This is a genomic window from Leptospira selangorensis (genome assembly GCF_004769405.1).
Classification (GTDB): domain Bacteria; phylum Spirochaetota; class Leptospiria; order Leptospirales; family Leptospiraceae; genus Leptospira_B; species Leptospira_B selangorensis.
Map to the genome: position 1 here is coordinate 526552 of NZ_RQES01000018.1, position 24223 is coordinate 550774.

The following is a 24223-nucleotide window of genomic DNA, read 5'->3' on the forward strand; positions in this document are numbered from 1 at the left end:
GAGATTCCATTAAAAAAAGATTGCTCCACAAGCCTTGAACGATATTGCTAAACCCGGAGACTATAGGCCTATAATCCGGGGAATCTTAAGTCCGACTTCTATAATATATCCAGGTCCCCTTTTCGGGAGATTTTGCATGAAAGTCTATGAATCAGTTCTTGCCCGAACTGTTTGTATGACTTTTCTCTGACCTTTTCATGTTAATTTGAAGATCCTCTTTCTTTCCGGCCTCGTATAGGTCCTTATTTAATTCCAAAGGACTTAAGTAATGATCGATAAACTCATAGAATCTGTTCTCAAGTTCAGGATTCCTACTATCATCGCTTGTTTATTCATTTCGATTTTAGGAGTTTGGGCTTGGACAGATATTCGAAAAGAAGCTTATTCGGATATCGCAGATACTCAAGTTCGCTTGATCGCGAAATTTCCGGGTAAAGCCGCTGTTGAAGTAGAGGAAAGAATTACTCTTCCGATCGAAAGGGTACTGAATGCCATCCCTAAAGTAGCAGTCCGTCGCTCCAGAACCATCAATGGTCTTGTAGTATTTCAATTCGTTTTTGAAGACGGGACCGACGATTATTTTGCCAGGATGCGACTCATGGAAAGGGTCGCGGATGCTGATATTCCTGAGGAAGTCCAACCTGCTTTAGGACCTATGAGTTCTCCTGTGGGAGAAATTTTCAGGTACGTTGTGGAGTCTTCCGGAAACCACACTCCGATGGAATTGAGAACGATCCAGGACTGGATTGTAATGCCTAAGATGCTTTCTATACCTGGAATTGCGGATGTAGTCACATTCGGAGGTTTACCTAAACAATTCCATATAGTAACTTCCCCCGATAAATTAGTACGTTATAAACTTACAATCAGTGATGTGATCCAAGCTGTTCAGGGAAATAACTTGAATACGGGTGGAAATCTACTTTTGCAAGGTGAGCAAGGATTTCCAATCCGCTCGTTAGGTGCAATACGAGAAGCTCAACATATCGAAAATATCGTAGTAAAAACAGTGAATGGAGTCCCTGTATTTATCCGGGACTTGGCTACTGTAGAAATTTCTCACCCGATCCCAAGTGGAGTCTTAGGTTATACGGTCCGTGTAGACGATCAGATCATGGATATTGATTCCTCGGTCCAGGGGTTGGTGGCTATGCGTCGCTGGGGTGATCCGAATGAGATGGGAGATAGGATCCGCGCCAAAGTAAAAGAGATCAATGAGAATTATCTTCCAGACGGAGTACAACTTAGAACTACCTATGACAGAAGTGACCTTGTAAATTATACATTACGCACTATCGGAAGAACCCTTTTAGAAGGAGTGATGGTTGTAAGTTTGGTGCTAATTTTCTTCATAGGAAGTGCAAAAGCATCCCTCGTGGTAGTGGCAACCATTCCGTTCGCATTATTATTCGCATTCCTTCTAATGAATATAACCGGGATCCCTGCGAGTTTATTGTCTTTGGGAGCTATCGACTTCGGGATCGTAGTGGATGGTGCCGTGATCATGGTAGAAAATATCATGAGAAGATATAGGGATGCTACTCCGGGAGATAAGAGCAAAGGGATCATTAAGCTGACTGCAGAATCCGCTTCCGAGGTCGGGACCGAAATTCTATTTTCAATCCTGATCATCATACTTGCTTATTTGCCTATTTTTTCTTTTGAACGTATCGAAGGACGTCTTTTTAAACCGATGGCCTTCACAATCTCTTTTGCGATCTTCGGGGCTTTGATCTTCTCCATGACGGTCGTTCCTGTATTGATAACTTATATGTTCCGAAAGTATTTCGAATCGGAAAACCCGGGACCGATCGCGTGGCATAACCCAGTGTATGCGTGGATAGAGGAACGTTATAAAAAGTTAATAGACTATCTAGTGGAAAGATCCAAGAGGGTCGTCATTTATTCCTTCACTGCCGTGGTCATACTTTTAGGGATCGGTGGATATAAACTCGGAACGGAATTCTTGCCCGAAATGGACGAGGGCGGTTTTAATTTAAGAATATTTTTCCCTGTAGGGATCTCTCTACCGGAAGCTCGTAAATTTATGCCTAAGATACGAGAGACTATTTATAAGAACGAACAGGTAAGCGTAGTACTTTCTCAGTTAGGAAGGAATGACGACGGAACCGATCCACTTCCTCCGAACCGTTTGGAAGTGCTCGTAAGTTTGAAGGATTACGATGACTGGAAGGAAAGGATCACTAAACAAGAACTTCTTCTTAGAATGAAAAATGATCTAGAGGCCACTCTTCCCGGAGCAAGGATCAGTTTTTCTCAGCCTATCATGGATAACTTATCGGAAGCGATCATGGGAACCATTGCTGACCTTGCAGTATTCGTTTCCGGACAAGACTTAAAAGTGATGCGTAAACTTGCGGAAGAGATCTTGGATATTGTAAAGGATATGCCGGGAGCAAGTGAGTTCGGTATAGAGCAGGAAGCTGATAGCCCTCAGTTAACTGTTCGGATCGATCGAGAAGCCGCGGCCCGTTATGGTATTAATGTAAGCGATATACAACAAATGGTAGAAGCTGCCATCGGAATGCAGAGGATCAGTACTTTATACGAAGGGCCTTCCGACATTCCCCCAAAAACACCTGCTAGATTCGGGATTGTAGTTCGATTCTCAAAAGATTATAGGGCTTCCAAAAGAGCTATAGAAGCAATGCCTATCATTTCTCCAAAAGGAGAAAGGGTGCCTCTTTCTCAATTAGCGAAAATTACTTTGGAAGACGGGCCTACTATGATTTTCCGCCAGGAAGGTAGAAGGACAATTACTGTTCGAACAAACGTAAGAGGAAGAGACCAGGGTGGATTCGTAAATGAACTTCGTAAAAAAGTCCAACAGAAGATAAAACTCCCGGAAGGATACGAGGTCCGTTACGGAGGACAATACGAGAATCTTGCTCGAGTAGGTAAAAAATTGGCGATCGTTATTCCGGTTACGATTGCCATCATTTTCGGAGTATTATTCTTACTTTATAGAAATCTAAAATATGTTTATGTGGCTTTGGCCTGTCTCCCTCTTTCATTGGTGGGAGGAATGTATGCACTTCTACTCAGAGGGTATTATTTTAACGTATCTAGTGGGGTAGGATTTATCTCTTTATTCGGGATTGCCACTATGTCTGGGGTACTTTTCGTTTCTAGGACAAATCACCTTCTAATGGACGAACCTACATTAACGACTAAAGAAGCCGTAACACAAGCTGCCGTGATCCAATTGCGACCGATGTTGATGACGATGTTACTTGCTCTACTCGGATTGATCCCTGCTACTTTGGCATCGGGAGTAGGTTCCGACGTCCAGAGACCATTGGCAACGGTAATTGTAGGAGGATTATTCTCCGCATTATTCCTGGTATTGAGTGTTCTTCCTTCTCTCTATCTGGTAGTAGTAGGGGATAGAAAACATCCGATTGAAGAAGAGACATTCGAACTTCATCCGGAAGCGTACGTTTCCTTATATGATGAAGAAGATATCGAAGATGCCTCTCCTGCGCATAGGAACGGAAGTAAGAAGGTAAAGAAAAAAGTTCTCGCTAAAAAGAAACGTTAGGTTATGCACTTGTCTTAAATAAAGACAGGTGATGACAATGAATCTACCCGAAAAAATTTTGATCCTGACTGGGGTCTTAAATTTAGCATACGGAAGTCTAACAGGCTTCGCGTATGCATTCGCGAGAATGAAGGCTGAGTTTCCTTCCAGATATTTGCAGGCTGCCCATATCGGACCATTGATGCAAGGTGCTATGATCCTTGGTTTGGTATTTGCATTTCAACTAGCTCCTCTTTCCGAAACGTCCGCTCTAATCGGTGCAATTTCATTTGCGGTTTCTTCCGGATTTATCGCCTTAAAAGATACTGTGGACTGGCTCCAAGGTATCAAAGATGAATTTAAGGAAAATCCGCCTCTTGGAAAGGTCCTCGGTGGAATAGGTGTCACTGCGAACCTTGTCGGGATTGCGATTATCGTCTATGGGGTTTTAGTAGCTTAAAAGTTAAGGAAGAAGGATCGGTGAGGCATACCGGTCGCAAAACCGATTCATTATCCGACGTAAAAATCATAAAAATCTATCTGGGAAATCTAAAATTTCTTGGATAGATTTTTGAAATTCCGAACCGAGAAACGACTAACAGGACGAAGTTTTTTGACGATTTTTTCGCTCTAAAAATCTTAGAGGGTCTGGAAGATGAGCGAGAACTTAAAAGCAAAACTTAAAAAAGCAGACGTCGGCTTTTGGAAAAAGACATTCAGATCCTGTTGGAATATTCTCCCTCATTCCTTTAGAAGGCAATTGGTTGCCATGTCTGGGCAGTCGGATCTGGATTTTTGAGAAGTTAACCTTCTTCTTTCCTTAGTTTAAATTTCCCTATTTATCCGAAGATAAAAAAAGAGCGCCCGAAAGGACGCTCTTTTTTGTAGAAATCTACTAAATCCGGATTAATCGAACTTAGCAACGACCCCTAAGGTTATACCGTATTGGTCTTTACTTTTCTCACCACTTTGAGTTACGAATTGATAACCGGTTGCCCAGTCTCTTCTCATATCCAATTTGATGAGTAGATTTTCAGTGTAGTTCCAAACTGGAGTTACAGTAAATGTTTTATACTGTCCGTAGTTAGAAGATCCACCGTAATCTTTGTAGTTTTTAGGATCAAGAGCAGCAAGAAGTTGATCTGCGCTTAAACCAGCCAATGCAGGATTAGTTGCAAGGATTTGTTCTGCAATAGCTTTGTCTTGTGCATATTTTCCTGCATACCAAGAGTTAGCTGCTTGAGATCCTGCAAACGGGTTGAAGGTAGTCAAACGGCCGTTGTTATGGCTATCGTCGATATACTCAAAACGAACATTGATTCCCCAAGTCTCACCGATCTTGAATTTACTGAAGATACCGTAAGACTTATAGGTACTTTTGGTTTTTTCAGTAGTAACAGTTCCGCCAAGAATAGTTTCAACATTTGCAGTACCTGCTGAGTTGTACTGTTGTTGGAGAAGGTTAGCTGCAGCAGCGCCACCAGCTTTCTCACTCCAAGTATAATCTAAGTCGATTTGGATTCTGTCTGTCGGAGTCATGGACAAGATTGCATGGTTCATGAACCAATAATCTTTATTATACTTTGCATTAGGAGCAGTAAGAGCTGCAACTGCAGGGTCACCTGTAGCAGTAGCTAATTGATCAGCTGCATATTGTTTCCATGGATCGATTCTTCCTGTAGCACCATCTTGAGAATACAAAGTGTTCCAAGTAATGGATAATTTGTCTTCAATCAAGGTTCCCTTTAGCTGTGTTCCAATCGCTTTATGCTGAGTAGCTGCTTCGTAGAAGTAGTTATTAGTAGTACTTCCATCAGGAACTCCAGTTCTATAACCAGTACCACCACCACTGTTATACAGATAAAAGGTTCCTGCCCATTTGTCTGTAAATTGAGTAGTTAAGCGAGCACCGGTGTGAATGAACGGGATGGTGTTTTGGAAGATGGCCCCTATCGAGTAGTTAGGGTTGTTCATCGATTCCAACACTTCATATCCAATATGTGTTGCCATCTTACCAACGTCTAAGGTCATCCCCTTTAACACAGGGAAATACATACTGATATACGCTTGTTTCAGCATGTTATAGTTATATACACCGTTAGCTTGGGAATATGGCGCCTCTTGGAACGCGTTGTTTTGTCCGTTTTGGAAATCCACACGGAATCCCCAAGGGCTGGATTTTTCAGCTGTTTTTTGAACAGCAAGAGCTGCTGCGTTAACACCAAAGTTTTTGTTGCTAGTTTCGAACGATCTGGTCGTATCTACGGCGCTTCCTTGGAGTGGGTTGTTATTGTACATGTAGTACACATCCACAAATCCGGAAAAGTCTACCTTATCATACCATTTCGTATCTTCAGGTTCTGGGGCTGGAGCAGCTTTCACTGCACCTGCTGCCTTCGGGTCCGGCGTTTCCTTCTTCGCTTGGGCAAACATCGAAGAGGCGGTCACCAGAGTAAAGGTAGCAATGAGGCTGGCTGTTTTTTTTCTCATCATTCTCCTAAATCTCCTATGCCGATAAGTATGCAACTAGCGTGCCAACATGTTAAAAATAGGCAAAGAGACTAAATAAGGCTTAAAAACGATTCTAAAACCAATATTTGATGCTCATATTTTATAAACTTTTTGGACTAATTTTTCAATAAGCGCAATATGCTTAAATTTTGAGCATGATTTAGTGTGCTGAAGGACTAGGCAGACTAGAAGATGTTTTGGTATAAACCGGGTTGGAAGAAGGTGAATTTTGTAGTAGCTTCGACGAATTTAGATCTTAAGCCCTCGGTTAGAGTGATTTCCGGATACTATCTAGAAGAAGTTCCTTTGAATTCAGGCTTGGATCTTGGAGCACGGAAATCAAAGAGGATCGCAGTACCTCTCCCAATTTAGGCGCAGGAAGTTCCGGGAATTTTTCCCGGACCAAGTTTCCGTCTATGGTTAGGTCTGAAAGAAGAAGAGGGGGATTCTTCTTCCATTCTTGTTCTGCGTTTGAAAGCCAAAATGATTCTTCATTTAAGAAAGCGGACCAAAGAAGGGAAAGTTCTAAGCACCAATCCCAAAGATCTTTTTTTCCTGCATATTGAGCGACGGGATGGAGCAGATGAGTGCGAAGTCCTGGAGAAGTTTTTAATTCTTCTCTGTATTGGATGATTGAATATAAAGTTTTTACCAAAAACTGAGAATCTTTGGTCCTCTGGTTGGAGAATCTGAGTTCTTTAAAAAATACAGTCGAGTCAGAAAACCAGGTTTGTTCTGCAAAACAGGAAGCCAAAAAATAAGCCAGTCTTGGTCTTTCGGAAGTTTCTATAAGTTTGGAAAATCCGTTTTTATATTTTTCCCAGTCTACCGAATATAATTTTATTTTGGTGAATAATTCCAGAATTTTATGTTTTCTTAATAGATCCAATCCTCCGATCGGATTTTTACTTTTGAGTATTTTTAAAAATTCGTCATGTATTCTTTCCGGGGAAACCTTTGCTGTGACCTGTTTGCATGTTTCGATCGCTTCTGAAGTATCAGGGTGGATTGTAAATCCGAGTGTAGAAACAAATCGAATGGCTCTAACCGGTCTAAGTCCATCTTCCGTAAATCTGGAGACCGGGTTCCCTATGGTTCTGATTAAAGAATTTTGAATGTCTTCTTGTCCGGAATGTTCATCTACTAATATCTCTTGGAGAAGATCCAGGGCGAGGGCATTCATAGTGAAGTCCCTTCTTTTTAGATCTTCGCTTAGGCTTACTCCGAATTGTACTGTTTCGGGCCTTCTTCCGTCTATATAGTCTTCGTCTTTTCTGAATGTGGTCAATTCATAAGATCTATCCTGGAATAATACCGTGATGGTCCCATGTTTGATCCCTGTCGGCACGGTCCTTTTGAAGATCTTTTGCATTTTTTCCGGAGAGATAGAAACTGCGAGATCGTATTCGTGTGGGATTCTATTTAAGATCAGATCTCGGACACTTCCGCCGACTAAATAGGCTTCTCCTCCATGATCTTTTATCGTTTTACTGATCTCTAATAGATCCTCTATAAAAGGAGAAGGGATTTGCGAGATAAGTTGTTTCGGATCGGGGCTCATCATTCCTGGACGATCTTTTTCCAAATCGGTAGATAACGATCTTTGAGTGCAGGGTTCTTGGAAAAAATTTCCTCTACCTGCTTTTTGGTTTTTTGATCTACGGAAACTCTTAAAAAGGGAAGATCCGCTTGTTGGGAAAGGATTTGGTCTATCCTTCTTCCTGTTTCGTCCCAGGCAGTATTACAAATTTCTTTGTATTCTTCGTCCTTATGCTCGTTGCATAGGATGGCAAGTTCCAAATATTTTCCTTCTTTTTGTAGGTCTTTCATTTTATCTAAGATACTACCTTTACAGTTGGGCAAAGATAGAAGGCCGAGAAGTGCAAAGCAGATCGGAAGTAATTGCCTTTTAGAACTCATGCTAGGAATTTTTTATAAAGAACTCCATTAGGAAACCATTTTTTATTTTGTAGGAACTCCAACACGGCGGTTGAAGGTGCGTTTAAGATTCGAAGGCCAGGTTTGCTAACTTATCTGCCCGCTTGTTTTTCTCTCTCGGAACATGGTGGATTGAGAAAAGTTTTAATTTAGAAGTCAGACCTTTGACCTTTTCCTTTGCAATTTGTAGGTGAGGAGATTTGACCTTATATTCTCCCTTGAACTGTTTTACTACCAGTTCCGAATCCAAATAGGCTGTAACTTCGAGAGCGTCTTGGGAGAGGCAATATTCGATCCCCGCTTCCAGAGCCGCCCATTCCGCAACATTGTTTGTTCCGTCGGAGATCCTACGCGAGATAGAATGTACCTCGGTTTCTCCTTCGTAAACGGCAATCCCGATGGAAGAAGGTCCCGGATTTCCTTTGGAAGCTCCGTCGCAGTATATTTTGAACTTTTTCACCTGGTTTTAATCTTGGTTTTTAGATCCCAAAATGAATTGGAATGGTCTCCAGAATATTAAATACCCGATCAGGATGAATAAGGAAAGGAAAAAGGAGAGTATCCCTAAAACCAAAAATTGGAAGGTCCGATACAAATGATCGAATGTATGGGGGAAAAATAACCCTCCGATCAAACATAGAAGTCCGACTGCTAATAAGGCAAACAGAACGAAAGGAAGGGATAAAAAATAAAAAAGATAACTTAAGGCAGTAAGCCCGAAAGCCAATTTATAAGCGTTCCAACGTGCCGGATGATCTATCATTAAACCAAATACCATCAATAGTCCTATCCTTCGGAGGCTTTGGTTTGGCAATGTAAAAACTATCTAGGATATTGGCATTATAACAATGCAGATAGATTATTTTCAGTTCCTAAATTCACTCCCCGAAACTCCTGAATCGGAATGTAGTTATTATCCGGACAGGCGTTCCAAGGTAAAAGGTTTTATCTTAAGGGAAAATATTCCTTTAGAGGGATTGGACGTACTGTTTAGATTTGGATTTAGAAGATCCGGGAACTTTTTTTATAGAACAAATTGTTCGAACTGTTCCCATTGTTTGAGTTATCGTATTCCTCTCGAAATCTTTCAGAAAACTTCCTCACATAAAAGATTGGAAAAAATCAATTCTGATCTAAGTCTCAAAACATCTCTCCCGCAGATTGACGCGAATAAGGAAAGTTTATATCTAAAGTATCAAAGACATAGGCATAAGGGAAGTCACGGAGAATCCGATTTTGAAATTTTGGAAACGATGAAATTCCAAATGTATGTAGGTTCTGAAAATTCTTTAGAACTTCTTCTTTATAAAAACGATGTACTTTTAGGTTGGATTTTATTGGATCTAGGACTCGAGACTGTGTCCGCTGTGTATTCCGTTTTTGACCCGGAAGAATCCAAAAGAAGTTTGGGAAATTTTCTGATATTATCTTCTATTCTTTGGGCAAAAGAAAAGGGATTTAAAGAATTTCAATTGGGTCTTTTTCTTCCGGGACATCCTAAGATGGATTATAAAAAGAACTGGAAACCTTCTGAAATTTTAAATCGTAATACCGGTGTTTGGTATGAAAGCGGATCTTTTCTTTCCGATTATATTTCGGAGAATGGTCCCAACGGAGATAAACGATTAGGCGCATAGGCTCGGGTCATTCTTCTCCCCAAAACAGCCCAAATCAGGCTTGTCATACTGGCCTTGCATCCCAGAAAGGTTGGTATGGCTAAAAAGATCATCGTAGTAGGCGCTTCTAGCGGTATCGGAAAAGAAATTGCATCTCAATTGATCGAAGAGGGACATCAGGTCGCTGCTTTTGCAAGAAGAGAGAAGGAACTGAAAAAACTTCCTTCCTCCAAGACAAAAAACTTATTCGTCAAACATGACGTTACTGAATACTCCAAGGTCCCGGGAGAATTTGCCAAGGCAGTAAAAGCCTTAGGCGGTTTGGACGAAATTTATTACGCATCCGGTGTGATGCATAGAGTCGGCGCAGAAGAATTTTCTGTCGAGAAAGACTTGGAAATGTTAGAAGTGAACCTTTTAGGTTGTGTGGCTTGGTTGAACTCCGCTGCTACTTATTTCCAAGAGAAGAAGGCAGGCAAAATTATAGGTATCTCTTCCATTGCAGGTGATAGAGGTCGTAGAGGGAACCCGGTTTACAACGCATCTAAGGCAGGTATGTCCACTTACTTAGAGGCTTTACGCAATCGTTTGGCAGTAAAAGGGATCCAAGTTGTTACAGTAAAACCTGGAATGATCGAGACCCCAATGACGGAAGGTTTACCAGGCCTTATGTGGCTTATTACCGCTAAGGAAGCTGCTCAAGTTATATTAGCAAAAGTGAATGCAGGAAAAGAGAACTTCTATGTGCCTGCTCGTTGGGCTTTGGTCTCTTTGATCATTAGACTTATCCCTTCTTTTATTTTCAGAAAACTTTCCGTTTAAGGAAAAGGTGATCTAAAATGGCAACCGCTTCTAAAAAAAAGACCGTTAAAAAAGCGACATCCTCCAAAATTAAAAAAACAGGTTTCGATCTGAAAGAGTTCGAGTCCCATTTAAGTCCTGCTCAAAAGGTAGAAGCTTGGGGAATGAATCATTTCTCCAATAGTAAGGTTTTTTTACCTACATCTATTCAGGATTTTAAGGATCTATTCTCTTATGCAAGAGATACGAATACGAAAGTTGCATTTAGGGGTGGCGGTTGCAGTTACGGTGACGCTGCTACGAATGAACAAGGGATCGTAGTAGATATCCGTAATTTTAATAAGATATTATCCTTTGATCCTAAAACAGGTGTCTTGGTTGCTGAGTCGGGAGTCACCATCAAACAACTTTGGGAATTCGGGATCGAAAGAGGATTCTGGCCTCCAGTTGTAAGTGGTACAATGTTTCCTACTCTAGGTGGCGCACTTTCTATGAATATTCATGGAAAGAATAACTTTGCTGTTGGGCCGATCGGAGATCATATCCAAGAATTTACTTTTTTAAGTCCTGATGGAAAAGAATCGGTATGTTCTCCTAAAAAGAATTCTGATCTATTTTATTCTGCAATTTCAGGTTTTGGAATGCTTGGAGCATTTCTTACAGTAACGATCAAACTCAAAAAAATCTACTCAGGTAAGATGAAGGTTTGGCCGGTCAATACTGCAAACCTCCAAGAGATGTATGATTATTTCGAAAGAGAATACAAGCAGTCCGATTATTTAGTAGGTTGGGTGGATGGATTTGGTTCTGGAAAAGGTTTAGGTCGTGGCCAGATCCATAAAGCAGTTCATCTAAAAGCAGGAGAAGATCCTGGCTTTCCTGAAAATTGCAAATTAGAAAACCAAATTTTGCCAAGCACATTCTTAGGGATAATTCCTAAGTCTTGGATGTGGTTATTCATGTATCCATTTAGCAATAAGTTTGGAATGAGATTTGTGAATTTCGGAAAATGGATCTCAGGGTTTTTAAATAATAATAAACCTTACGAACAAGGACATGCTGAATATGCTTTTCTTTTGGACTATGTTCCGAATTGGAAATTTATGTACAAGCCTGGTGCAATGATCCAATACCAAAGTTTTATTCCGAAAGAGAACGCAGTCAAAGGTTTCGAAGAAATTTTAAGTCTTTGTCAAAAAAGAGGGATCGTAAACTGGCTTGGTGTCTTCAAGAAACATAGACCAGATAAGTTTTTACTCACTCATGCAGTAGATGGTTATTCTATGGCTATGGATTTCCCTTTGACCAAAGGAAATAAGACTAAACTTTGGGAACTCGCCAAAGAAATGGATGAGATCGTTGTGAAAAATGGAGGAAGATTCTATTTTGCAAAAGATAGTACTCTTCGTCCTGAAGTTTACAGAAGATCTATGCCTAAACAAAATCTTGAGAAGTTCAGAATTATGAAGAAAAAACTAGATCCTAAAAATCTGCTAGAGTCTGATTTGTTCAGAAGAGTCTGGGGAAAATAAATCTCGCTAAAGAGCCGCGAAGTTGGAACTCCAACAGAAATCCTTTGCGGCTCCGTGAACTCAGTCCGAAACAGATCATTTAGTTAGTTTAGAAAATTCTAAAGTTTCCATATTGATGGAAGGACTTTGGTAGAATGTCCTGTTCTTAAACTCAAAAATTTCCGATTTAGGAACTAAAACTTCACGAGGGTAGGAATCTTTAAAGCCTACTACTGTTACTTGGGTTTTTCCGATCGTATACAATTTTTCCAAAAGTGCATCGAAAGATTCGGAAGAATCGATCTCATATACCTCTCTTTCTTCTCTAAAAGAATTAGAAGGTAAAAATACGGAACCTTTTCTGTAGATTACGATTTTGGAAGTATGATCGCTGAGTTCACTTTGCTCGGTTACAACTGATTTAGTGAATTTATAATATAGCCTGTCGAATACTACTCCACCTATAATAGAGTAGGAAATAAGAAGGATAGCTGCAATCCTAAATGGTTTATTGAGCTTCTCCCAATTTTTTTCTAAAATCGAGAATAAGAATAAAAGCAAAAAAGGTAGGATCGTGATTAAGAATCTAGGTCCGAATAATACACCCTGCCAAAATTTTGTAGAAGTTAAAAGACCTGAAAGAAGTATAAAAATCCCGAGTCCGTATAAAATCCGAGTTAGAGAATCGAATTTCGGTCTCCACAAAATAATAAATGCCAAAGCAGGGTAGGCTCCAAATAGTCCCAAAGAACCGTTCCCTAAAAACACCAATTGCCATAAATAGTAGATTTGAGAAACTAATTCATAAGAAGAAGATTCCTGCAAATAACCTCTAGAGCCTAATGGATGTCCAACTACCGAATAATTGATCACTGCCTGGATGATTAAAAGAGTCCCGAAAGTAAATGGGAATAATGCAGTTTTTGGATTTCTGAATATTCTAAAAGCATAAACTAGGGAAATACTGGCAGCTAGTAGGATCGTTTCTTGTCGAAAGAAAGCGGCAAATCCGAAAAATCCGCCCGCAAATATTAAATCGGTAGATTTGGAAGATTTGTCCTCTTTGAGTAAAAAGTAAATTCCTTGGGTAACTCCATAGATCGCGAGGATTGTTTCAGATAGATCCGTAGAGAATAAGCTGAATGCCGATCCTAATAATAATAAGATTAAAAAGAAAAATTTGGATTTTTCATTTAGTCCTAAAAGTTCTGAAATTTGAAATAACGCTCTTAGTGTTAAAATCCCGAATATTAATGATAAGAAAAAACTTCCAAATCTTCCCATGAGGACTGCGAAGGGATACTGGATTGCAGTATAATAAAAAGGAAAAATATAGTAACATTTTCCTTTATAAACATGGGCCATGGTAGACCCTTTTTTTAAATCTAAAGGTAGGAATCTAAACTCAGGATCTATCTCTTTTCCCGCATATCTACAAGAAAAATCAGGAAGACCGTTACGCAAAAGATCGGCAAGTTGTTGTTCTTTAATTGCCCCATCTCCGACCCGAATTCCAGTTTGGTATTGCCATGCTAAAAATAAGCATAAAAACACCGTTCCGAAAATCAGGAATCCCGCATACTTGCCAGTAAAGGAAGAGATCCGGGAAAGAAGGCGATTAAGCATTCTACTAAGAAGCTTCGGGAAAATCCAAGGTCAAGAAGAAATCCCGGAGGAAAGTTTTGATCTTTTTTCGGCTGTCCGAATTCTGAATGACACTTAGATTCCGAATGTTTCTTTGGAGGTTGTGAATTCCGTCTTAGAAAAGGTCCGTTCCTTTTTCCTTAAACCGCTTCCTAAATTCTTTTTTCCGATTTCTTGTATTCTATTCGCCTATGTGTTGATCATGAATTCTTGGGTCACGGAAGATGCTTATATCAGTTTTAGGACTGTGGAAAATTTTCTAAACGGATTCGGTCTTAGATGGAATACTTATGAAAGGGTCCAGGCTTATACTCATCCACTTTGGTTATTCGGTCTGATTTTTCTTTCTTTTTGGACAATCCCCGTATATTATTCTTCCTTAATTCTTTCTTGGATCTGCGTTGGACTAACAGCTTGTTTGCTTGTTGCTCGGTTTGGGAAAAAAGAAGGAAATTTGTTTCATGGCTCTTGGATATTTTTGATTTTACTTACCTCGAGAGCATTTGTTGATTTTTCTAGTTCAGGTCTGGAAAACCCACTTTCTTTTCTTTTGATCGTTTTGTTTTTAGGGAAGGCATTCGATCTGGAGAAGAAGGCTGATTTTCGAGATATTTTTCTTTTCTTCTTTTATCTTTCTTTATCTTACCTAAACAGACAAGACACTGTTCTTCTCGGACTTCCTTTCCTTCTCTATTTGTATAAACCGTTAAAAGAAAACAAATCCTGGGGCAGGTTTATTGGGGCTGCTATTTTGGGGCTTCTGCCTGTTGTTCTTTGGTCTGCATTTTCGTTGGTATATTACGGATATCTGTTTCCGAATACTGCATATGCAAAATTGAATACTGATCTTACCGTTTCTCATTTATGGCCGTATGGGATCGAGTATTTAGAAAATAGTTTTCGCTGGGATATTTTCACTTCACTTACGATCAGCTCTGTAATTTTATTTTTACCTTATTTTCTCTGTAAAAAGAAATTTTTGCAGGCAGCACTTTCCGCAGGTGTAGGGCTTTATACTCTATATATATGCTCCATAGGCGGAGATTTTATGGCAGGGAGGTTTTTTGCTCTTCCATTTGTAGCCTGCATATTTTTGTTTTCGGGATTTTCCGGTGCTTATATTCCTAGAGTGAGCGTTCTATTTTTCGTCGCCTTATTCCTGTTAAACCAAAATTCCTATTTGTATATTACAAAAGATTATACTAGACTTAGGAATGATGGAGAGATCCAGGATGAAAAGGGTGCTTATTTTAGAAGCACTAATCTTCTTCGCTCCTTTAATTTCAAAGAATTCCCAACTCACGGCTGGGCAGACGTAGGTAGAAATTATAAAAAAACACCTAAGGACCCGGACAAGGCATGTTCTACGATTAACGTAGGCTTTTATGGCTATTTTGCAGGTGAAAATCGTAAGATTATAGACTCTAATGCTTTAACGGATCCTTTATTAAGTAAATTGAAATCAGTTTCTAACTGGAGAGTGGGGCATTTTACCCGAAATATTCCTCTAGGATACTTGGAATCCGTTACTTCAGGACAAAACCTGATCCAAGATCCGAATCTAAAAGTATACTATGATCGATTGAAATTGTTAACCGAATCGGAAGATCTTTTCACAAAAGAGAGATTTATGGAAATTCTCCGAGAAAACTTAGGCGGTAATAGAAATTTGATACAAAATTCTGGGCCAAGAACTCCATGGGTAGGTATCCCAGAAGATTTCCGTTGTGGACTGGGAGTCGGTTACTAGTTTAAGTAGTCTTCATTCTTCTTTTATCATTTGATCTGAACTTTTGATTTTAAATTCTTGATCCTTCTTACAGGGTTTCCATTTTATTGTTAAGAATGAGTGAAGGAAGAGCTTCTTGGAATGCATCCAAATGGCGGGAATGGTTTTCCGAAGGTGAGATTGTTCCGTACTTCCAGCCCATCTTGTCCGTCGAAAAAGATTCTATCTTCGGTTACGAGGCTTTAGCTCGTTTTATAGATAAAGAAGGCGTAGTCCATAGTCTTGGTCCATTCTTCTTAGCCGATATTCCTCATTCTTTTTCAGTTTCAGAAAGAGAAGAATTCAAAAATCTTAAATTAGAAATAGATAGGACCATTCGCAAAAAGGCAGTGGAGAAGATTAGTAATACTCCGGGTCTCGATCCTAAAACAAAACTTTTTCTGAATATATCTCCTTCTTTCATGCAGGACTATTTATTGTCCAAAACGGACGAAGAGCCTTATACTTTGCAGATAGCGAAACGTGGCGGTCTAGACCCTAAAAGGATCGTGATTGAGATTGTAGAGGAACATTTTTCCGGAGAAATAGATCAGCTAAAACCACTGATCAATTTATATAAAAGATCGGGATTTTTAGTGGCGATTGACGATCTTGGATCTAAATCTTCCAACCTAGATCGGATCGGTGCATTACATCCTGATATTATCAAAGTGGACCTAGGGTTGATCCGCAGTTCGGTTGCTTCTCGAAATTTTCAAGAGATCTTATTCACTTTATCTAGACTTGCCGAAAGTTTGGGATGTTCTCTTTTATTCGAAGGTATAGAAACGGAGACGGAGTTATACAATGCTCTTACTTATGGAGCTAGGTTCTTACAAGGTTTCTATTTTGCAGAACCGGCGCCTGAGTTAATGGATATCAACGGCTTGAGTATCCGTTTCTCTCAACTTCATGAATTGTTTTTTAATTATAAAAAATACCAGTTACTCCGGCGTATTAAAAAGGAGAAAGAACTTGAAGATCGTTTAGAATCTTCCGGTATAGAAGTGAATACTTCCAATGGAGTTGTGACTATTAAATTAAGAAATTCTTATCTTCTGGAAAAATCCGTTTTTAGAATGTATGTAACCAATCATGAAGGAAGGCAACTTTCTCCAAACTATTCCGGGATTTCCGATTCTGGAATGTTAGAAGACGATTCTTTTGTGGGAAGGAATTGGAGTTGGAGACCATACTTCTTAGAACAATTTTATAAAAATGCAAAAGACTCTTCCGGCGGTTGGATCGCAAGTAACCCATACTATGATCTAGAAAGTAATCTGCTCTTAGTCACTTATTCAAAAAGTATGGAAGAAGGAAATGTTCTATTCGTAGATGTAAGAATGTGGGACTTTCCTTAAGGCCTGCTTACTTCCGCTACATTTGCTGTTTTGATCCAACCGAATAAACTTAAAAACCGGATGCACCACCAACCCGGATCTAATTCTCCCTTTTGTAAAGAGAACTTACTAGATTCCGGAAATGCATGATGATTATTATGAAGAGATTCTCCCATAGTCAAAAGTGAAATAAAAGGAATATTATAACCTTGGGTGCATGCATTCGGAACGACTCGAACTAACTCTCCGCTCTTATGAGCATAATGACTTACAAGCCAATTCCCTATAATACAGATTGAAATTCTTCCGCAGACTCCCCATACAATCGCTCCTAATCCACCCATAAAACCTAAAATCGCGATGATCGGGATTTGTTGTATTAACCAAGTTTTCTCTAAAAATTGAATGAACTTATCTTTTCCATAATCGTTGGAATATAGAAAGGTTTGTTGTTCTTTCATCTTTATAGTGCAGTTATTCTGTATTATAAAATCTTTAAATAAATTATCGTAATGGCAGAAGTATGGGTGGCATGCCTTACTTCTTTGCGCCCAGTCCCTTAGATCATGAAAATATCTGAGAGATAGAGGACCACCAAGCCCGGTTAAAGCCGCTATATAAAGTAAAACCCTTTTTAAATGTATAGAGGAAGAAAATGAATCGTGTAATATTCCCCGATGTAATCCTACCGAGTGACCAAAACTAAGTGTGATCGCGGTTAGAGAGAAGGAGATAAAAGTATTAGTGGGAGAGTAGGTGGAGTAACCGAAGATCAAAAAAACGGTTAAACATATTATGAATAAAATGGATTTGGTTGGTGCCCAGACAATTTTGCCATCGCAAGGGTCTAAGGTTTTAATTTCTGGAGAGTATATCATAGAGCCTCCATCAGCGGGACTCTAAGAGGGCTTAGGTGTTACCCGCTTCTCTCTATATAATATACCCTTTTGAAAAACAATTAAGCCAAAATTAATATCTTCTTTTGGAAATTTTTTTCAAATTTAGCCAACTTTTACACCTGAGTCAGAAAGCATACGATTTACATTGTCTATAAAACGTTTTTTCTCCCCAGGTCTTGCGGAGTTTCCTTCTAAAGAAAGTCCTACATATAAATTTCCATCCGTATCTCTTGCGATCGAACGTACTACGCCGTAAGCAGTGATCGGAGATTGCATTTTGAAAAATATATCGAATGTGAATCCTTTTCTTCTAGGAAGCTCGCTATTTAGATCAGGATGATTGATCTTTACTCTTAAACCGCCGGTAGAAAGATCTATAACTGAAAATCTTTCCTTTACCAGAATGGTATTGGATTCCCTGATCCGGTCCACCATATCAAAGGTAAGGGTTTTAATTTCCATTACTTCGGTGATATCTATTTCTCTGGTCTTATTTTGGGCATGCACATATCCGATAGGAATTGCCTGCTCATCATGGTTGATATAGATAACTGGAACGATTAATTCCGATTTGATCTTTTGGTTGGCGTATTCTATGATCTTTTTACGAACATCGTCTTCGTCGCCAAGTTCATGTTCGTAATCGATAAATCCGTTCGGATCCGAAGATTTAAAAGAGTCCGGTTTTTGAGTATTCGGAATATATAATATTTTACCCGTCTTTTTAACTAGGTCGAACTTATCTCCGATAGAATTGAAAACGTCTATTTTGACTATATCGAATTTAGGTTTAAGAGTTCTTTCCGTATCCGCAAAATTCACTTTTACGGAAGTGGGGATATTGAATAAGTTTGCATCAATTGTGGTCCTGCTAGTACGCAGATTAGTGATCCAAACGCTTCCATCCGGCGGTTTGATCCTAGTAAATTTTCTCTCTCTACTTGCGATGGAAACATGGTCCACCTGCATGATATATTGATTATTCGGTTTTTCTTCCAGGACCTCGCATTCTAGTTCGACGTATCTCGCGAGCAATTTGTACAAAACAATATGAGCATTCAGCTTAAATTGTTCGGCCATTCGACCTTGTACTAAAATTTTTGTGGCGTCCTTATTGACGGAGAGGAGTTGAACGGATTCATGAGTTTCCGTATCCCTTACGAGTAGATCTGTTTTAAGTAGAAATTTTCCAATGATATGGAGTTTTTTACCAGGATCTGTGATGAACTCTTTGTCTCTTTGTTTCCTTTGAACCTTTTCCATTAAATTCCTAAGGTGATCGGATTCCGGCGGAAAATTATCTTGATTCCAGCCTTTGGCTTCGTTTTGATGTAATAGGTAAGGTACACTAATGTCAAACCAATCTTACCGAGACTCCCAATTTTTAGACGGCCTATCCGGCGAAGAACTTTTCAGCATGCAAATCGGGCTTACCTATCGGGACTTTTTAGTCCTGCCCGGTTTTATCGATTTCAATCCATCCGACGTAGAACTAGAGACTAGATTAACTAAAAAGATCAAACTCAAAAGACCATTCGTAAGTTCTCCAATGGACACTGTGACCGAGTCCTCCATGGCTATCGCACAGGCCCTTATGGGAGGGATAGGAATTATCCATTATAATAATTCTGTAGAAGAGCAGGTTGCTGAAGTCAGCAAAGTGAAACGTTTCGAAAACGGCTTCATTTCAGACCCGGTTGTTCTCGGGCCAAAAAATACAATCCACGATCTAGACAAGATCAAAGAAACTTTGGGATTCACTGGAATTCCAATCACTGCTGATGGAACCAGAAATTCTAAATTGGTCGGGATTGTAACCAATCGAGATATCGATTTCGAAAGAGATCGTTCTATCCCTGTGGAAAAAGTAATGACCACGGACGTGATTACCGGAAAAGCGGGGATCACTTTAAAAGAAGCAAACGATATCATTAAAAAAGAGAAAATAGGAAAACTTCCGATCATAGACAAAGACGGAAAACTTGTCTCTTTAGTGAGTCGTTCTGATCTGAAAAAGAATAAGGAATTCCCTGATTCTTCAAAGGATGAGAACAAAAGGCTCAGATGTGGGGCTGCAGTTTCTACCTTACCTGAATCCAGGGACAGGGTCGCTGCATTGTATGAGGCAGGAGTGGATGTGATCATCATCGACTCTGCCCAGGGAAACTCGATCTACCAGATAGAGATGCTCCAATTCATTAAATCTAATTTCAAAAACCTGGAAGTGATTGGCGGTAACGTAGTCACTCGTGGCCAAGCCGAAAACCTGATCAGTGCAGGAGCAGACGGACTCAGGATCGGAATGGGACCCGGTTCCATCTGTATCACCCAAGATACCATGGCTGTGGGAAGAGCCCAAGCAACTGCGGTGTACCAAACTGCGGCCCATGCAGCAAAACATGATGTTCCAGTTATTGCAGATGGTGGAATTTCCAATATTGGAGATATCGCAAATGCTTTGGCAATCGGAGCATCAGCATGTATGATGGGATTTATGTTCGCAGGAACATCTGAGGCACCTGGAGAGTATTTTTATGAGAATGGAATTCGTCTCAAGAAATACCGGGGAATGGCAAGTATAGAGGCCATGAAAGCGGGCGGAGACAAACGTTATTTCAATGAGGGCCAAAAAGTAAAAGTGGCTCAGGGAGTTAGCGGTTCCGTAGTGGATAGAGGTTCAATTCTGAACTTTATTCCATATTTAAGCCTTGGATTGCGACTTTCTTTTCAGGATATGGGATTCCGTTCCGTCCAAGATTTACATAAAGGACTCCGAGAAGGAAAACTCAGATTCGAGAGAAGGAGTGAATCCGCTCAAGCCCAAGGTTCTGTTCATAGTCTTTACTCTTATAGTGCACCTAGTTTAAGAGCAGAGTAATTAAATTAGATCCCTTGGATTTGTCGGGAAGGAAAGGTTTTGAAAAAGTTTCATCTTATTTCGATCATCCTAATGTTCCCGATTTTAATGGGTGGGGAAGTTTCCCATGCGCAAGCTCCACCGGATAAAGCAAGAGTTGCCCAGGAGTTAGTCGCAAGACTAGACCAGGCACTCTTGAAGGCGGACGGTTTAGTTAAAGCAAATTTGATCCTGATCAAAAAGACGGGAGATTCCTGGACTTGGGACATGAGCATTTTCAGAAAGGGAGAAGATTCACTCTCCCTATTCGAAAGTAAAGGCCGTGGTCTAGAGTATAAGATCTTATTTAAAGAAGACGGAGAATTGATCTTCGCCTTCAATGCACTTTCCAGAAAAATTTTCAAAAAGAACGACGAAGAAAAATACGAGAACCACCTTAACACAGGATTCAGTTTTGTGGATCTGGCCGGAACTTCTTACCAAGCGAATTATAATCCGATCGTACAAAGTGATTTGGATATTGCCGGGAAGAAGATGAAACGTGTGGCGCTTCGACCAATCGTTCCTTATTTTTATTCCAAATTGATCCTACTTTTAGAACCGGATACATTGAGACCTACTCGTTTGGATTTTCATGATAAGGACGGAGTACTTTATAAAACTATGAATATAAAGTACGGTCCTGTTAAGGTAAAAGCAAAGCAGAAGGTCACAAAAGAAGATATAGTCAGTAGATTGGAAATGTTGGATCTGAATACTGGTGCTATCAGTGTATTGGAATATACTGAAGTGGACAGGGACGTAAAACCGGATCCTTCTCTATTCGAATTGGATAATCTAAACAGACTCTAATGTCGTCTGAAGAGATCGTTTTTTTTAGACCAGGATATTCTTCTTCTCCCGAATTGAAACTAGAAGGAGAAGAGATCTCTCATTTAAAAGCATTTCGAGTTTTTTCGGAAGAGAAAACTGTGATCATCAAGGACGGTGCAGGAGCAAGTTTTGCTTATAGTGTACCTTCTTCTTCTAAAACCGGAAATCTGATCGGTACTGAAAAAAAAGAAAGACCTAAAACTAGAGCAAAGATCGCAACTGCGATTCCGAAAGGAAACAGATTGGAATGGTTGATCCAAAAAGGAACGGAACTTGGGATCACTGAATTTATTTTTTTAGTATTTTCTCATTCGGATAGAAAGGACTTAAATCCGGAAAGACTTTTGAAAGTAGCGGCGGAAGCTTCTTCTCAATCTAACCAAGATTTTTTGCCCGAGATCAAAGGACCGATCTCTCTTTCTAAATTTTTAGAAGAGTCTAAGTCTACCAAAGAAGAACTTCTACTTTTTGATCCAAGATCTGAAATAAGGATCAATTCTGAAAACATTCAAAACAAAACGGTTTTGATCGGACCGGAAGGCGGATTTAGAAAAGAAGAATTAGAACTGATCTCTCAGTTTGGAATTTTATCTGCGAATGTGGGAGAATCTATTTTGAGAATAGAGACCGCTGGAATTTTTGCGGCCTCTTTATTTAGGTTAGGAAATTTGTATTAATTATTGGCCGAATCCGCTCGCGCCTAAGATTAAAACGCAATGAGTCATATAACTATCACAATCACTCTTGCAGCTCTGAGACAACTGGAAGCAAAAAGTAGAAATATTGCAGCTTGTATTACAAGAAGTAAGGCAAGAATTTAAACCAGCCAAATTCGTTGTAGTGACCGTGGTGCCGTATTTGTTTTCGCAAGCATTCTTACAGGCTGGATAAGATCCTCCTGTGCAGTTTGCATAGAAAGTTGCCAGAGCATTTCCCTTGATATCTCTCTCTCCGGTATTACAAGATAAAATACCTAGGAGTGCGATTGCTAGTAAAAACGGGAGAAATCGGGTCATATAAGTAAATCGTTTTCGGCCGGGACAGAACGGTAAACTAAAAAACATTCGACGTTAGCGGAGAATCGATAGGAATGAAGTATCTAGACCGAGGTGCATGGAATGATCGTAAACGGTAAGGAATTCTCTCTCCGGGAACTTTCTTCTCCGGATTTATTTTCCCTATTGGAATCCTTAAAACTAAAACCGGAAACGGTGGCGATTCAGAGAAATGGAGAGATCCTAAAAAGGGACCGTTGGAAGAATTCTTCCTTAGAAGAAGGGGATAGAATAGAGATCCTGAAATTTGTAGGAGGAGGTTGAATCATTTTTGGAATTCCCACTTAGACCCAGACATAGTATCTGGAGAGCACCCGGCATTTATCCAATCCTAGATCTAGAATATTGTTCCAAATTTTCCAAGGATCCGGTGCATATTGTCGAACTTTGGAATTACCAAAGAGAATGGATCCCATTCTACCAGATACGCGCTAAAAAAGAGAGCCCGGATACATTAAGGAAGATTTATAAAAGCCTGATAGATACATTTCCTGATTTTCCGATCATATTGAATGATTATTGGAAAGAGGCCCTGGAATGGAGATCTTTTGGACTTCATATTGGAAAAGAGGATTATGCTTCTCTTTCCTTCGAGGATAAGAAGAAGATCCGCTCTAGCGGATTATACCTAGGTACTTCCTGCCATAATTCTGAAGATATTTCCGAGCTGGAACCGGGGGTCTGGGATTATACGGGGCTTGGGCCGGTTTATGCTACAAGTTCCAAAGACACGGAGGATCTTCCTGTGGGTGTTTCCGGCGTCCAAGAAGCCTTACAAATTGCTAAAATACCTGTCACTCCGATCGGAGGGATCGGTCCTAAACAGATTATCGAGTTATCCGAGTTAGGCCCATTATCTTATGCAATGATCGCTTCCGCATCTGAAAAGGATTCCTTTTATGAATGTATTCGTATCCTTAAGGAGATAAAGAATCCGTAAAGGACTTGAGACTGGTATTTCACTTCTTCCTAATTTTGGAGGCTGAGAACCCCAAGTTTCAATTGACTCACAAATTATGTCCAATAAGATGATCCCTATGAAACAGCCAGGGGAAATACGCCATCTATCTGCAAAGGATGATCGCGACTACTTACTAGATTATCAGACCCTGAATGTGGATGATCTGGAAAAGGCTCCCATTTTAGGCGTGCCTTTTGATAACGCCAGCCTAGACGAGGCAGTGGCAAAAATTTATCATCTCATGGAAGAGAAGGATAAATTCCATCATGTTCTTCTATTGGATCCGATCAAGACTATGGCTCTTCGCAAAGGGAAGAAGTTGCATAGGATCGCACAAAAAGCTAGCTTAATTTTAGCGGAAGGTGCAGGTCTGCAGTGGGCCGCTAAAAAATTAGGCGGGGAATTAAAAGAGAGAATTCCCACAATCGCACTTATGATGGACTTGGTTCGTCTATGTGAACTCAGAAATTATTCCATTTTTCTTTTAGGCGGAAAGGAAGAGATCGTCGAAAAGGTTTATTTCAATCTTTCTAGACATTTTCCCGGAGTCCGTATCGTAGGACGTCATGCGGGATACTTAAATACTCAGCGAGAGTTGCTTGTTAAAGAATCCATCCGCAAGACCAGTCCGAATATTATATTTCTTGCAATGGATTTTCCGGACCAAGAGATCTGGGTAGAAAATAATACCGCATTTTTCGGTCACGCAGTAGTGATCGGTGTAGGCCCGGCTATGGACATTCTATCCGGAAAAGTAAAAAAGGCTCCGAATGTTTTCAAACTAAAAGGTTTAACTTGGCTTTGGAGAATTATGGTTCGTCCTTGGAGATTAATTCGCCTAAGCAGAATGTTCGGATTTTTTATCGTAGTAGCTATCAAATCACTTTTTGTAAAAAAGAAGAAATAAT

The 24223-nt window shown here is 39.9% G+C and carries 22 protein-coding genes; 14 read left to right on the forward strand and 8 right to left on the reverse strand.

What is annotated here, in order from left to right; genetic code table 11:
• Positions 1-268 precede the first annotated feature (268 nt).
• The 3 genes from EHO58_RS14910 to EHO58_RS19580 all read left to right on the forward strand — a co-directional run bounded on the left by EHO58_RS14910 (position 269) and on the right by EHO58_RS19580 (position 4340).
• Entirely contained in the window at positions 269-3562 is a 3294-nt protein-coding gene (locus EHO58_RS14910; protein WP_135680434.1) for an efflux RND transporter permease subunit, read from the forward strand.
• 37 nt (positions 3563-3599) lie between these two features.
• On the forward strand, positions 3600-4001 hold the full coding sequence (locus EHO58_RS14915; RefSeq protein ID WP_135680435.1) for a hypothetical protein: 402 nt from the start codon (positions 3600-3602) through the stop codon (positions 3999-4001).
• 195 nt (positions 4002-4196) lie between these two features.
• Positions 4197-4340: a hypothetical protein gene (locus EHO58_RS19580; protein WP_167483220.1), complete on the forward strand. Its 144-nt coding sequence runs from the start codon at positions 4197-4199 to the stop codon at positions 4338-4340.
• A 107-nt stretch (positions 4341-4447) separates the two neighbouring features.
• On the opposite strand, the gene EHO58_RS14920 is transcribed toward EHO58_RS19580, so the two are convergent.
• The 5 genes from EHO58_RS14920 to EHO58_RS14940 form a co-directional block, all read right to left on the reverse strand.
• Positions 4448-6034 (reverse strand): outer membrane beta-barrel protein, encoded by a 1587-nt coding sequence (locus EHO58_RS14920; protein WP_425269455.1) that lies wholly within the window; start codon positions 6032-6034, stop codon positions 4448-4450.
• 286 nt (positions 6035-6320) lie between these two features.
• Complete coding sequence (locus EHO58_RS14925; protein WP_135680436.1) at positions 6321-7616, reverse strand: CCA tRNA nucleotidyltransferase; 1296 nt, start codon at positions 7614-7616, stop codon at positions 6321-6323.
• Positions 7613-7972: a hypothetical protein gene (locus EHO58_RS14930; protein WP_135626232.1), complete on the reverse strand. Its 360-nt coding sequence runs from the start codon at positions 7970-7972 to the stop codon at positions 7613-7615. The genes EHO58_RS14925 and EHO58_RS14930 overlap by 4 nt, the downstream gene beginning before the upstream one ends.
• A gap of 82 nt (positions 7973-8054) precedes the next feature.
• The gene (locus EHO58_RS14935) at positions 8055-8450 is read right to left on the reverse strand and encodes a ribonuclease HI family protein (RefSeq protein WP_135680437.1); all 396 of its coding nucleotides are present in this window, start codon (positions 8448-8450) and stop codon (positions 8055-8057) included.
• Positions 8451-8456: 6 nt separating this feature from the next.
• A complete protein-coding gene (locus EHO58_RS14940) occupies positions 8457-8768 on the reverse strand; it encodes a hypothetical protein (RefSeq protein WP_135626234.1) in 312 nt (103 codons plus the stop codon).
• Positions 8769-8838: 70 nt separating this feature from the next.
• Between EHO58_RS14940 and EHO58_RS14945 the strand changes: the two genes are divergently transcribed.
• The 3 genes from EHO58_RS14945 to EHO58_RS14955 all read left to right on the forward strand — a co-directional run bounded on the left by EHO58_RS14945 (position 8839) and on the right by EHO58_RS14955 (position 11939).
• Positions 8839-9627, forward strand: a complete 789-nt coding sequence (locus tag EHO58_RS14945; protein ID WP_244241189.1) for an arginyltransferase — start codon at positions 8839-8841, stop codon at positions 9625-9627.
• Between the two features lie 75 nt (positions 9628-9702).
• A complete protein-coding gene (locus tag EHO58_RS14950; protein WP_135626236.1) occupies positions 9703-10428 on the forward strand; it encodes an SDR family NAD(P)-dependent oxidoreductase in 726 nt (241 codons plus the stop codon).
• 17 nt (positions 10429-10445) lie between these two features.
• A complete protein-coding gene (locus EHO58_RS14955) occupies positions 10446-11939 on the forward strand; it encodes an FAD-binding oxidoreductase (RefSeq protein ID WP_135680439.1) in 1494 nt (497 codons plus the stop codon).
• A 75-nt stretch (positions 11940-12014) separates the two neighbouring features.
• Here EHO58_RS14955 and EHO58_RS14960 read toward each other — a convergent pair whose 3' ends face one another.
• Complete coding sequence (locus EHO58_RS14960) at positions 12015-13544, reverse strand: LA_3751/LA_3752 family putative glycosyltransferase (protein ID WP_135680440.1); 1530 nt, start codon at positions 13542-13544, stop codon at positions 12015-12017.
• A 121-nt stretch (positions 13545-13665) separates the two neighbouring features.
• Here EHO58_RS14960 and EHO58_RS14965 point away from each other — a divergent pair, with 121 nt between their 5' ends.
• Together EHO58_RS14965 and EHO58_RS14970 are read left to right on the forward strand one after the other, a co-directional pair.
• Entirely contained in the window at positions 13666-15312 is a 1647-nt protein-coding gene (locus EHO58_RS14965) for a hypothetical protein (protein WP_244241190.1), read from the forward strand.
• A 95-nt stretch (positions 15313-15407) separates the two neighbouring features.
• A complete protein-coding gene (locus EHO58_RS14970) occupies positions 15408-16691 on the forward strand; it encodes an EAL domain-containing protein (protein ID WP_167483221.1) in 1284 nt (427 codons plus the stop codon).
• Here EHO58_RS14970 and EHO58_RS14975 read toward each other — a convergent pair.
• Both EHO58_RS14975 and EHO58_RS14980 read right to left on the reverse strand, forming a co-directional pair.
• On the reverse strand, positions 16688-17548 hold the full coding sequence (locus tag EHO58_RS14975) for a fatty acid desaturase (protein WP_135680443.1): 861 nt from the start codon (positions 17546-17548) through the stop codon (positions 16688-16690). The two genes, EHO58_RS14970 and EHO58_RS14975, sit on opposite strands and share 4 nt — an antisense overlap.
• Before the next feature lie 123 nt (positions 17549-17671).
• Positions 17672-18832 (reverse strand): DUF1577 domain-containing protein, encoded by a 1161-nt coding sequence (locus EHO58_RS14980; protein ID WP_135680444.1) that lies wholly within the window; start codon positions 18830-18832, stop codon positions 17672-17674.
• 88 nt (positions 18833-18920) lie between these two features.
• Here EHO58_RS14980 and guaB point away from each other — a divergent pair, with 88 nt between their 5' ends.
• The 6 genes from guaB to EHO58_RS15010 all read left to right on the forward strand — a co-directional run bounded on the left by guaB (position 18921) and on the right by EHO58_RS15010 (position 24222).
• Positions 18921-20447: an IMP dehydrogenase gene (gene guaB, locus EHO58_RS14985; RefSeq protein ID WP_135680445.1), complete on the forward strand. Its 1527-nt coding sequence runs from the start codon at positions 18921-18923 to the stop codon at positions 20445-20447.
• A 72-nt stretch (positions 20448-20519) separates the two neighbouring features.
• A complete protein-coding gene (locus EHO58_RS14990) occupies positions 20520-21278 on the forward strand; it encodes an outer membrane lipoprotein-sorting protein (protein WP_244241200.1) in 759 nt (252 codons plus the stop codon).
• Positions 21278-21976, forward strand: coding sequence for a 16S rRNA (uracil(1498)-N(3))-methyltransferase (locus tag EHO58_RS14995; RefSeq protein ID WP_135680446.1), 699 nt, complete (start codon positions 21278-21280; stop codon positions 21974-21976). The genes EHO58_RS14990 and EHO58_RS14995 overlap by 1 nt, the downstream gene beginning before the upstream one ends.
• A 441-nt stretch (positions 21977-22417) precedes the next feature.
• On the forward strand, positions 22418-22618 hold the full coding sequence (thiS, locus tag EHO58_RS15000) for a sulfur carrier protein ThiS (RefSeq protein WP_135680447.1): 201 nt from the start codon (positions 22418-22420) through the stop codon (positions 22616-22618).
• Positions 22619-22625: 7 nt separating this feature from the next.
• Complete coding sequence (locus EHO58_RS15005) at positions 22626-23294, forward strand: thiamine phosphate synthase (protein WP_135680448.1); 669 nt, start codon at positions 22626-22628, stop codon at positions 23292-23294.
• A 97-nt stretch (positions 23295-23391) separates the two neighbouring features.
• Complete coding sequence (locus EHO58_RS15010) at positions 23392-24222, forward strand: WecB/TagA/CpsF family glycosyltransferase (RefSeq protein WP_020771613.1); 831 nt, start codon at positions 23392-23394, stop codon at positions 24220-24222.
• Position 24223 lies beyond the last annotated feature (1 nt).